The organism is Burkholderia stabilis (genome assembly GCF_001742165.1).
Taxonomy (GTDB): Bacteria; Pseudomonadota; Gammaproteobacteria; order Burkholderiales; family Burkholderiaceae; genus Burkholderia; species Burkholderia stabilis.
In genome coordinates, this window is the sequence record NZ_CP016444.1 from 842893 (window position 1) to 854718 (window position 11826).

Here is an 11826-nt window from a genome sequence, read left to right on the forward strand (position 1 = left end):
GCGCCCGTTCCGCGGCGCGTGCGTATTCGTTTCTATCGTGTCGTTTCCGCGACGATCTGCGCGAGCCGCTCGCGGCAGAAATCGACGAACGACTGCGCCTGCTTGGTCAACTGCCCGCGTTTCAGGCGCGCGCTCACGAGCCCCGACGGGCTCACCGTTTCGCTCAGGCTGATCGTCACGACGCGCTGGCCGTCATACGTGTATTCGGAATGCGGGCGCGTGACGAGCAGCGAGAATCCGAACCCCTGGCCGACCATCCCGCGCACCATCTCGATCGACGGCGAGCCGAACACGATGTTCGGCGTCAGCCCGAGCTCGTGAAACAGGCTGACGAAGTACGTGCGGCTCGGCTGCACGTCGAGCAGGATCATCGGCTCGACGCAGAGGTCGCGCAGCGACACGTGTGTCTGGCCCGCGAAACGGTGGTTCTCCGGCAGCAGCACGTACGGCTGCTGCGGCGGCATCAGCGGCTCGGTTTCGATCGTGCCGTCGAGATCGTGGTCGTACATCAACGCGAGATCGAAGGTGCCGGACGTCAGGCCCTGCACGAGCTCCTGCTGGTCGCCGTCGCGCAGCCGGATGTTCACGCCCGGGTAGCGTTCGCGAAACCCCGCGATCAGTTGCGGCAGATAGAGCGGCGCGACCGTCTCGAAGCAGCCGATGTCGATCTGCCCGGCGATCACGTCGTTGTCGGCGAGCGCGTTCTGCTCGAATTCATGCGCGATGCGCAGCAGCTCCTGCGCCTTCCGGTAGAAGCGCGTACCGCTCGGCGTCAGCGACACGCCCTGCGCGTGATGGCGGATGAACAGCTTCACGCCGAAGCTCTCCTCGAGCCCCTTGATCGCGCTGGAGATCGACGGCTGCGCGATGAAAAGCTGACGCGACGCCTCGGCGACGCTGCCGGATTCGACCGTCGTGATGAAGTATTTCAGTTGCCGCAAAGTGTAGTGAGCCACAAGCACCTCTGATGCCCGGCCCGCGCGTGCCGCCGCGGGCGCATGCTGTCCATGGTTTCGCGTAGCACCTTACCTGAAGTCGATCGGCGCCGGAATTTCCGCTGCAGAGCTTTTTCGTATGTCGCGGAAATATTTTTAGTATTTTCCGGTCGCGATACACGTGGCGCACCATCGTCTCCAACCTGGATCACGACGAGGCCGCGCACGCGCCGGCGGGATGTGTCATCCGTCCCCGCTTGACGCGCATGTTCCGCCTCGGCCGATACCGCCGCGCGTGCACGCGGCGCGCCGTCGCTCGCGTATCCGGACCCGATTGCCGGCGCGCACCCCGACGCGCGCCGGCGGAAACGGCAAGCGCGCATCGCCGCGCAGGACAGGAGACATCACCATGACGAACGTGGACCGCAACGCGTCCCCGATGATAGAGAAACACACGATCGGCTATGTGCCGCCCGCGGAGCGCCACGGCAAGGTGCGCGACCTGTTCACGCTCTGGTTCGGCGGCAACATCGCGCCGCTGCCGATCGTGACCGGCGCGCTCGGCGTACAGATCTTCCACCTGAACCTGATGTGGGGCATCGTCGCGATCGTCGTCGGGCAGGCCGTCGGCGGCGTGCTGATGGCGCTGCATTCCGCGCAGGGGCCGCAGATGGGCATCCCGCAGATGATCCAGAGCCGCGCGCAGTTCGGCTCGTGGGGCGCGCTGCTCGTCACGGTGATCGCGGCCGTGATGTACGTCGGCTTCTTCGCGTCGAACATCGTACTCGCCGGAAAGTCGGTGCACGGCATCGCGTCGTCGGTGCCGGTGCCCGTCGGCATCGTGATCGGCGCGGTGGGCTCGGGGCTGATCGGCATCGTCGGCTACCGGTTCATCCACATCCTGAACCGCATCGGCACGTGGGTGCTCGGCATCGGCATTTTCGTCGGCTTCTGGATGATCCTCACGCACGTGACGACCGACGATTTCCTGACGCGCGGCGGCTTCGACTTCGCGGGCTGGCTCGCGACGGTATCGCTGTCGGCGCTGTGGCAGATCGCGTTCGCGCCGTACGTGTCGGACTATTCGCGTTATCTGCCGGAGGACGTTGGCGTCGCGTCGACGTTCTGGGCGACCTATCTCGGCTGCACGATCGGCTCGACGCTCGCGTTCATTTTCGGTGCGGTCGCGGTGCTCGCGGTGCCGGCCGGCGCGGACACGATGGATGCGGTCAAGCAGGCGACCGGCCCGCTCGGCCCGCTGATGCTCGTGCTGTTCCTGCTGAGCGTGATCAGCCACAACGCGCTCAACCTGTACGGCGCGGTGCTCGCGGTGATCACGTCGGTGCAGACGTTCGCGTACAAGTGGATTCCGACCGCGAAGGCGCGTGCGGTGGTGTCGGTCGTGATCTTCGTCGCGTGCTGCTACGCGGCCATCGGCGCGTCGACGAACTTCGTCGGCAACCTCGTCGATCTGGTGCTCGCGCTGCTCGTCGTGCTCGTGCCGTGGACGGCGATCAACCTGATCGACTTCTACGTGATCCACCAGGGAAAGTACGACATCAAGTCGATCTTCATGGCGGACGGCGGGATCTACGGGCGCTTCAATCCGCAGGCGCTGCTCGCGTATGCGATCGGCATCCTCGTGCAGATTCCGTTCATGAACACGCCGATGTATGCAGGCCCGATTCCCGCGCATCTCGGCGGCGCGGACCTGTCGTGGGTGGTCGGGCTGGTGCTGACGTCGCCGCTGTACTACTGGCTCGCGACGCGCGACAGCGCGTATCGTCGCCGGCAGACGGGCGCGACGATGCCGCCGACGGCGGCGCGGTAAGCGGTTCGCAGAGCAAAGGACGGGGCGGCCGCATCGGTTGCGATGCGGCCGCCCATGGAGTGTTTCGGTATGACGACGGCGGGCCCGCGGCGGGCGAGGTGCCGCGGGCCCGTCCGTGCATCAGACCACCGCCGAGCGCGCGACGCGCACCGGCACCGACTTGTACGACGGCGTGCCGCTTTCCTTGTCGATGTAGTCGAGCGGCACGAGCACGTTCGCTTCCGGGTAATACGCGCCGACCGAACCCGGTGCGATGTCGTACTCGATCGCGGTGATCTTCTCGAGTCGCAGCGTGCGGCCCGACGCGGTGATCGTCTCGATGTCGACGAGGTCGCCGTGTTCGAGCCCGTACTTCGCGAGATCCGCCGTGTTCATGAACAGCACGTCGCGCCGCCCGAACACGCCGCGATAGCGGTCGTCGAGCCCGTAGATCGTCGTGTTGTACTGGTCATGACTGCGCAGCGTGATGAGCCGCAGCACCTGCTCGCCGCCGAGCACTTCGGCATCTTCCGCGACGCCCTTGTAGACCGAGAACATCGCCTTGCCGGTCGGCGTGGGCCACACGCGCTCGGTCGGCGGCAGCGGCAGGCGGAAGCCGCCCGGCGTGCGGATGCGCTCGTTGAACGCCTCGAAGCCGGACACAGTGCGGTCGATCAGGTCGCGGATGCGATCGTAGTCGGCGATCAGGTCGAGCCACGCGACCTTGCTGTTCGGCAGCGTCGCATGCGCGATCCCCGCGACGATCGCGGGCTCCGAGCGCAACTGGTCCGACGCCGGCTTGAGCTTGCCGGCCGACGCATGGACCATCGACATCGAATCCTCGACGGTGATCGATTGCCGGCCGCTCGCCTGCATGTCGAGCTCGGTGCGGCCGAGCACCGGCAGGATGAAGGTTTCCTTGCCGACCAGCAGGTGCGAGCGGTTCAGCTTCGTGCCGAGATGCACGCTCAGGTCGAGCTTGGCCATCGCCGGAAACGACAGTTCGGGATCGGGCAGTGCGACCGCGAAGTTGCCGCCGAGGCACAGCAGCGCCTTCGCGCTGCCGTCGATCATCGCCTGCATCGCCTGCACGGCGTCGTGCCCGTGATGCGCGGGCGGCGTGAACCCGCATACGTCCTCGATCTTCTTCAGGAACTCGGCCGACGGTTTCTCGGTGATGCCGACCGTCCGGTTGCCCTGCACGTTCGAATGGCCGCGCAGCGGGCACACGCCGGCGCCGGGCTTGCCGATGTTGCCGCGCATCAGCAGCAGGTCGGCGATCAGGCGCACGGTTGCCGTGCCCTTGTTGTGCTGCGTGACGCCCATCCCGTACGTGATGATCGTCGCGTTCGACTTCGCATAGGCGAGCGCGACCTGTTCGAGCTGCGCCTGGCTCAGGCCGCTCGCGCGCTCGATGTCGTCCCACGACGTGGCCTGCAGGTCGGCCGAGAACGCGTCGAAGCCGTCGGTATGCTGCGCGATGAAGTCGCGGTCGAGCACGTCGCCGCGCTCGGCTTCGAGCTGCAGCAGCGCCTTCATGATGCCCTTCAGCGCGGCCGCGTCGCCGCCGGCGTCGACCTGGTAGTACGTCGATGCGATCCGCGTCGAGCCGAACGACGCCATCTCGATCATGTCCTGCGGGTCCGCGAAGCGTTCGAGCGCGCGTTCGCGCAGCGGATTGAACACGATGATCGGCACGTGGCGGCGCGCGCACTCGTGCAGCGTGCCCATCATCCGCGGGTGGTTCGTGCCGGGGTTGTGGCCGATCGAGATGATCAGCTCGCACTGGTCGAAATCCTCCAGCGACACGGTGCCCTTGCCGATGCCGATCGACTGCGGCAGCCCGACGCTGGTCGGCTCGTGGCACATGTTCGAGCAGTCGGGGAAGTTGTTGGTGCCGAGCTCGCGCGCGAACAGCTGGTACAGGTACGCGGCTTCGTTCGACGCGCGGCCCGACGTATAGAACTCCACCTGCTCGGGCGGCAGTGCGCGCAGCACTTCGCCGATGCGCGCGAACGCGTCGTCCCATTCGATCGCGCGGAACGTGTCGGTCGCGCGATCGTAGACGAGCGGGTGCGTGAGCCGCCCCATGTTCTCCAGTTCGTAATCCGACATGCGCAGCAGCGACGACACGGTGTTCGCCGCGAAGAACTCGGGCGGCACGCGCTTGGTCGTCGCTTCCCACGTGACGGCCTTCGCGCCGTTCTCGCAGAACTGGAACGTCGACTTGTGTTCCTTGTCCGGCCAGGCGCAGCCGGGGCAGTCGAAACCGTCGGGCTGGTTGGTCCGCATCAGCACGATCGGCGCCTCGATGGTTTCCATCTGCGTGCGCACGGCCTCGGCTGTCGCGCGAAGCGCGCCCCAACCGCCGGCGGGCCCATCGTACTTCCTGATGCCTGGCACTTCGCGTCGATTTGTCATGTGAATCTCCATGAGCCGGCCCGGTGCGGGCGGCTCGGGTTGCGCCGCGTCGCGGCGTAGGGCGGCTCCGTCCGGTGGACGGAGCCGGTCATGCGAGCCCTGGGCTGCAGGGCAGGCGGGGTTTCAGTGCGCGTCCTTCTTCGAGCCGGACGACTTTTTGCCAGACGGTTTCGCCGCGGGCGGCGGCGCGTCGGCCGGCGCCTCGCCGGCCTTCGCTTCACCGGATGCCTTGGCGGCCGCCTTGCCGTTCGGCTTCGCCTTGCCGTCGGCGTCCTTCTTCGCGTCCTTCGTGTCCTTCGCTTCAGGCGCGGCGATCTTGTCGAACTTCACTTCGTCGCTGTCCTTGTCGTAGTCGACCTCGACGTGGTCGCCCGACTTCAGCCGGTCGGCGAGGATCTCCTTCGCGAGCTTGGTTTCGATCGTTTGCCTGATCTGACGCTTCAGCTCGCGTGCGCCGAACTCCGGCTGGTAACCGGCTTCGGTCAGGTGGTCGACGAGCGCGTCGCCCATCACGAGCGTGATGTCCTGCGCGGCGGCCGTGCGCACCACGCGGTCGAGCTGGATCTGCACGATCGAGCGGATGTTGTCCTTCGACAGCGCATGGAAGACGATCACCTCGTCGATCCGGTTCAGGAACTCGGGGCGGAAGTGGCCCTTCAGCACCTGCATCAGCTCCTCGCGGATCGCCTTGTCGGTCTTGCGCGCGGCTTCCGGTTGCGTGAGGTTGTCCATGATGATCGCCGCGCCGAGGTTGCTCGTCGCGATGATGATCGTGTTGCTGAAGTCGACCACGCGGCCCTTGCCGTCGGTCAGGCGGCCATCGTCGAACACCTGCAGCAGCACGTTGTAGACGTCCGGGTGCGCCTTCTCGATCTCGTCGAGCAGGATCACGCTGTACGGGCGGCGCCGCACGCGTTCGGTGAGCTGGCCGCCTTCGTCGTAGCCGACGTAGCCGGGCGGCGCGCCGATCAGCCGCGCGACCGCGTGCCGTTCCATGTATTCGGACATGTCGATGCGGATGATCGCCTGCTCGTCGCCGAACACGGTCTCGGCCAGCGCCTTCGCGAGCTCGGTCTTGCCGACGCCCGTCGGCCCGAGGAACAGGAACGTCGCGATCGGCCGGTGCGTCTGGCCGAGCCCCGCGCGCGACAGCCGCACGGCGTCGCTGACGGCGACCACCGCGTCGCTCTGGCCGACCACGCGTTCGCGCAGCTGCTCTTCCATCTTCAGCAGCTTCTGGCGTTCTTCCTGCGTGAGTTCGGACACGGGGATGCCGGTCAGCCGCGACACGACTTCGGCCACGGCTTCGACGGTCACTTCGAGCGTTTCGGAGCCGGTCTTGCGCTGCCACGCTTCCATCTTTTCATCGACCGCCTTCTGCTTCTCGTTGATCTGCTCTTCGAACTGCTTCGCTTCGTCGAAGCGCTTGCGCGAGGTCGCGTAGTCCTGTTCGCGCTTCAGTTGCGCGATCTGCGCTTCGCCTTCCTGAATATCGACCGGGCGCGACGTCGCGCCGATCCGCACGCGTGCGGCGGCCTGGTCGATCAGGTCGATCGCCTTGTCGGGCAGGAAGCGCGACGTGATGTAGCGGTCGGCGAATTCGGCGGCGGCGACGAATGCGTCGTCGGCGAACGTCACCTGGTGGTGCGCCTCGAGGCTGTCGCGCAGCCCGCGCAGGATCACGATCGTCTGCTCGACGCTCGGCTCCGGCACGAACACCGGCTGGAAGCGCCGTTCGAGCGCCGCGTCCTTCTCGATGTACTTCTGGTATTCGTTGAGCGTCGTCGCGCCGATCAGGCTCAGCTCGCCGCGCGCGAGCGCGGGCTTCAGCACGTTCGCGATATCGAGGCCGCCTTCGCCGCCGCCCTGGCCGGCACCGACGATCGTGTGCAGCTCGTCGATGAACAGGATCAGTTCGTCCTGCTTCGCGGTCACTTCGTCGATCAGCTGCTTCGCGCGCTCCTCGAATTCGCCGCGATACTTCGCACCGGCCACCATCGAGTTGATGTTGACTTCGACGAGCCGCTTGTTGCGCAGCACCTCGGGCACGTCGCCGTTGACGATCCGCTGCGCGAGCCCTTCGACGATCGCCGTTTTGCCGACGCCCGGCTCGCCGATCAGCACAGGGTTGTTCTTCTTGCGGCGCGCGAGCACCTCGATCGTGCTCTCGATTTCCTGCGCGCGGCCGAGCACCGGGTCGAGCTTGCCCTGGCGTGCGATCGCGGTGAGGTCGCGGCCGAACTTGTCGAGGTTCGGCGTGCCGGTCGGCGCATCGACGCGGCCGTCCTCGGCGCCCTTGCCGACCACCTTGACGACTTTCTGGCGCAGCGCCTCGGGCGTCACGCCGTATTTCTTCAGCAATGTACCGGCGATGCTGTCCGGCACCGACGCGAGGCCGATCAGCAGGTGCTCGGGGCCGATGTACGAGTGGCCGAGATCGCGCGACGCCTGGAACGCGTACTGCACGGCCTTCTTCACACGCGGGGAGATCGACAGCTTGTCGAGCGGCGCATCGGGGTCGGCCGTGCCGGTGTGCGCGTGCTCGTCGATATACGACTTGATGTCCTGCGGCGACAGCTTCAGTTCCTTCAGCAGCGCGGCGCACACGTCGGTGTCCGCGAGCGCGTAGAGCAGGTGTTCGGAATCGAGCTCGCTGCGGCGCAGTTCGTGCGCTTTTTCGGCCGCGCGCTGCAGCAGTTCGAGCGTCTGTTCGCTGAACGCGTCGGTCGGGTCGACCGACTCACGCGGTACTTCGGCGGCGAGCGGCGATTCGTCGCCGAGCTCGCCGAACAGCGACGACGAGCCGCCTCCGCCCAGCAGCGAATCGAACGGGTTCAGCATGCTTTGATGCCGCATCAGCTGACGGAAGTGGTAATCGCAGATCGAAATCGTCTTGCGCTCGCCGTCCTGCATCACGGTTGCGCGCGCGACGGCCGGCCGCGCGTGGCAGATATCGCAAAGTGCGGGCATGGTGGTCTGGCTCCTGTCTGTGAAGGTGGGTCGAAGGGTGAAGTCCCGATGCGGTGCGGCGCTCGCGCGTCCCGACCGCGAACAGACGACGCGCGGCGCGGCGGCGCGCGTGCCGCGCCCGCGCTGTCGCGCAGTGCGCGCCGGCGTCGCGCACGGTCGCGGTCGCGGCGGGGAGCACGAGTGCTGCGAGGAGCCCACGGCATGGCTTCGACTGCATTCAAAATAGCGAATCGGCGGGGGGCATCCAAGACACAGTTCCATGCCGGACCCACGGCGAATTGCACCCTCACATGCGTGCGCTTACGGGCGGCAAGGAGTACAGACGGGCGAGCATGCGGTGGCGCGGCCGTGCGCGGCGTGTGTCGTGCGCGTTGGCCGGAAGCGGGGAGCAGCGGAACGGGAAGGGATCGCGGTGCGACATCGGCGCGCAGGGCGCGGGCTGGCGGCAAGCGGGCGGTGATGCGGGGGGACAACCGCGGCACGAGCGCCGCGGTGTGAGCGCGTGCGCCGCAGGCGTGCGCGAAGTGGTCACGACCGGCCACGCGCACACCGCAACCGATGCGTGCGTGGCAGCCGGAGGAGCGGTCGGGTTGCACGGTGCGGGCCGGACATGGCGCAACCGTGGAGAACCGCGATCAGCCCGAGAGTTTCATCGCGAGCCGCTGCCGGGCAATCTGCTTCACGTCGGTTGACAGTGCCGCATTCGGCAGACCATTGGCCCACACGGAGAACGAATCCTCAATCAGGTTGCGCGTGTCGGGCGGCAACTCGGCCAGCATCAGCGACACGACGGTAAACAGCACGGCGGTGTCGCCGGCCTGGCTGCCCGCGTTCGCATCGACCGTCTTCTTCAGGCTGTCGACCGACGCTTGCAGCGCCTGCAGTGCATCATTCGTATCGCTCATGACAATCTCCATGCAGGATGGGTTCGATCGGCGACGAACATGCGGCCGGCGGCGCGGCCTGTCGCGCGCGACGCCCGGGCGGGCATCGCGCGCAGGCAACCGGGGTCAGGCCGCCGGATTGCCCTGCGGCGCCACGGCCACCGATGCTTCGCTCGTCAGCATCAGGAACGTGAACGTTTCGCGCAGGTACAGGCGGACGGCCTTGTCGGTATGGCTCGTGTAGCCGATCGATACGTCTTCCCCGAGGTGCAGCTCGTAATCGCCGCCGCGCATGGACAGCACGCAGCCGCCGCTGATCGCCGGCGCCCAGATGATCTCGCCGCTGACGATGCGTTTGATGTGACCGAGGACCGGATAACCCTGGTCGCGCGCCTCGCTGAGCGCGGTATAGGCGTCCGAGCCGAGCACGACCGAGTACGGGCCGTCGACGCCGGCGAGCCGCAGCGCTTCGAGCGCGTCGCTGATCGCGTCCGGGTACGCGCTGACGTCGGCCGGCAGCGTGAGCTTGCGGTTCGACGTGCCTTCGCGGATGCCGACGATGCCGGCCGCCGGATAGCCGTCGAAAATCGCGTTGTCTTCGGCGAACGCGAGCCGCTGCGCGGCGTCCTTCGCCGGTTGCCAGTCGGCATCGCGCGCGCCGCGCTCGACGCTGTCGATCGCATCGCGGCTCAACTCGAACGGCACCGTCAGCTCGACGATCGTGCGGACTTCGCGCAGCCGCGCGTTCACGTGCTCGCGCGGCGCGGCGACTTCCACCAGATGCCCGGTGCCGACGGCCGACAGCTCGGGGCCTTCGGGGCCGTCGACGTCGACGACGCGGCGGCCGGCCACCGATCGTTTGAAGGTGCGCGCCACTTCCTCCTCGATTTGTTCCCAGGCGGACGACGAGATCGGGGCGAGTTCGCGGTGCAGATTATTCATGGGCTTGGGTTCCTTTCAGCGAGCCGATTTTCAGCGAGCCGTCGCGATGCGGCGCGGACGACGAGGGTTCGGGTGGCGCGGCGTCGGCGGCGGGCGCCGCGCGATCGGCGAGCGCTTCGAGCAGGTCGGCCGACGGCACGAAGAACAGCGAGCCGGTGACCGCGCGGCTGTAGTCGAGCAGGCGGTCGTAGTTGCCGGGCGGGCGGCCGACGAACATGTTCTCGAGCATCTGTTCGATCGGCGCGGGCGAGCGCGCATAGCCGATGAAATAGGTGCCGAACTCGCCGGCGCCCGGGCGCCCGAACGGCATGTTGTCGCGCAGGATCTTCACTTCCTGGCCGTTCTCGTCGAGCGTGGTCAGCGAGCTGTGCGAACACGACGGCTTCACGTTCGGCGCGAGCTCGATGTCGGACAATTTGGTGCGGCCGATGATGCGCTCCTGCGTCTCGACCGCGAGCGCGTTCCAGCCGGCCATGTCGTGCAGGTATTTCTGCACGATCACGTAGCTGCCGCCGGTGAACTCCGCGTCTTCGTCGCCGATCACCGTGAAGTCGACCGCCTCGCGGCCTTCCGGGTTCTCGGTGCCGTCGACGAAGCCGATCATCGCGCGCTGGTCGAAGTTGCGGAAGCCGTGCACCTCGTCGACGACCGTGACGGCTTCACCGAGCGCGCCGAGCAGTTGCGTCGCGAGCTCGAAGCAGAGGTCCATCGCATCGGCGCGGATGTGCAGCAGGATGTCGCCGGGCGTCGCGACCGCGACGCGCTGGCCTGCGCCGAACTCGCGGAACGAGTGCAGCGACGCCGGGCGCGGGCCGCCGAACAGCGCGTCCCATGCGTCGGCGCCGAAGCCGCAGACGCACGACAGGTTGCCGCCCGGCACGCGCTTGCCGACCGAGCGCACCAGCGCGGCGATGTCGCCGCACCATGAACGGATCGTGTCGGCGTGATCGGCGCCGGGATTGATCGTCGCCACGAGGAAGATCGCGCTGCGCGTGATCGGGCTGTGAACGGCCTGGGAGAGTGGGGGAGGTGTCTGCATCGCGGGCTGCCGGTCAGTCATGTCGGGACGGACGGGCCACGGCTGCCGCGGCGCGCGAGGGCGAACGGTTGAACTGTGTCATGCGACTCTTCTCTTTGTGACATGCGGATGAAGGACGTTGCGCGGGCCTCGCGCAACGGGCCGCGGCAGCGGCGGCCGGCCGCCCGGCGCGTGAACTGCGCGCACCGCGTAACGTCGTCGAGCATGCAATCTAGCAGCTTCGACGGGTCTTTGGAACACGTATCGACAATCTGTCATTCGAATCCGTCAAACAGGCCCGGATTTTGCGCAACGCCCGCGCAGCTGTACTCCTGGGGCGCGCGGCGCTGTGCTCTTGAGCGCGCGTGCGGCGTGCAGTAGATTAGGTTCCGCTGCGCCCGCCGACGAGGAGCTTCATCATGAACCTGCTGGAAGCGATGCGTGTTTATGTCGCGGTGGTCGAGCACGGCGGCGTTGCCGGTGCGGCGTCCGAGCTGAAGCTCGGCGAAGCGCAGGTGAGCGACCGGATCGACTGCCTCGAACGGTATCTCGGCTGCCGCCTGCTGCAGTGCCGCGAGCGCGGCTACGTCGCCTGCACCGACACGGGCGTCGCATTCCACGTGTGCTGCCGGCGTACGCTGTCCGCGGTCGAGCAGGCGACCGGCGCGGCGCTCACGCGAAAGACCGACGCGCGGGATTGCGCAGACGACACCGCGCATTGCTCCACGCATTGCCCTGATTTCCCGCCGCCCGGTGCCGCTCACGCCTCCTCACACCGGCCGTCACCTTGATGTTCGCCAGGCGAGCGCATCCGCCGCCGCTTCGGTCATTTCCTGCTCGCAGCTG

The 11826-nt window shown here is 67.4% G+C and carries 8 protein-coding genes; 2 read left to right on the forward strand and 6 right to left on the reverse strand.

The genetic code is table 11. The features are described 5' to 3' along the window. Positions 1-32 precede the first annotated feature (32 nt). Positions 33-956: a LysR substrate-binding domain-containing protein gene (locus tag BBJ41_RS36240; RefSeq protein ID WP_069751093.1), complete on the reverse strand. Its 924-nt coding sequence runs from the start codon at positions 954-956 to the stop codon at positions 33-35. Between the two features lie 388 nt (positions 957-1344). Here BBJ41_RS36240 and BBJ41_RS36245 point away from each other — a divergent pair, with 388 nt between their 5' ends. After that, the gene (locus BBJ41_RS36245) at positions 1345-2766 is read left to right on the forward strand and encodes a purine-cytosine permease family protein (RefSeq protein ID WP_069751094.1); all 1422 of its coding nucleotides are present in this window, start codon (positions 1345-1347) and stop codon (positions 2764-2766) included. Between the two features lie 120 nt (positions 2767-2886). Here BBJ41_RS36245 and BBJ41_RS36250 read toward each other — a convergent pair whose 3' ends face one another. The 5 genes from BBJ41_RS36250 to BBJ41_RS36270 form a co-directional block, all read right to left on the reverse strand. Continuing rightward, a complete protein-coding gene (locus BBJ41_RS36250) occupies positions 2887-5166 on the reverse strand; it encodes an FdhF/YdeP family oxidoreductase (protein WP_069751095.1) in 2280 nt (759 codons plus the stop codon). Between the two features lie 123 nt (positions 5167-5289). Beyond that, positions 5290-8136 (reverse strand): ATP-dependent Clp protease ATP-binding subunit, encoded by a 2847-nt coding sequence (locus BBJ41_RS36255; protein WP_069751096.1) that lies wholly within the window; start codon positions 8134-8136, stop codon positions 5290-5292. Positions 8137-8771: 635 nt separating this feature from the next. Continuing rightward, positions 8772-9041: a hypothetical protein gene (locus BBJ41_RS36260; protein WP_069751494.1), complete on the reverse strand. Its 270-nt coding sequence runs from the start codon at positions 9039-9041 to the stop codon at positions 8772-8774. A gap of 105 nt (positions 9042-9146) precedes the next feature. Further along, the gene (locus BBJ41_RS36265) at positions 9147-9962 is read right to left on the reverse strand and encodes a family 1 encapsulin nanocompartment shell protein (RefSeq protein ID WP_069751097.1); all 816 of its coding nucleotides are present in this window, start codon (positions 9960-9962) and stop codon (positions 9147-9149) included. Then, positions 9955-11022 carry a Dyp-type peroxidase gene (locus BBJ41_RS36270; RefSeq protein ID WP_069751098.1) on the reverse strand — a complete coding sequence of 356 codons (1068 nt, stop codon included), beginning with the start codon at positions 11020-11022 and terminating at the stop codon, positions 9955-9957. Before BBJ41_RS36270 ends, BBJ41_RS36265 begins: the two co-directional genes overlap by 8 nt. 377 nt (positions 11023-11399) lie before the next feature. Between BBJ41_RS36270 and BBJ41_RS36275 the strand changes: the two genes are divergently transcribed. Further along, positions 11400-11771, forward strand: a complete 372-nt coding sequence (locus tag BBJ41_RS36275) for a LysR family transcriptional regulator (protein WP_069751099.1) — start codon at positions 11400-11402, stop codon at positions 11769-11771. Positions 11772-11826 lie beyond the last annotated feature (55 nt).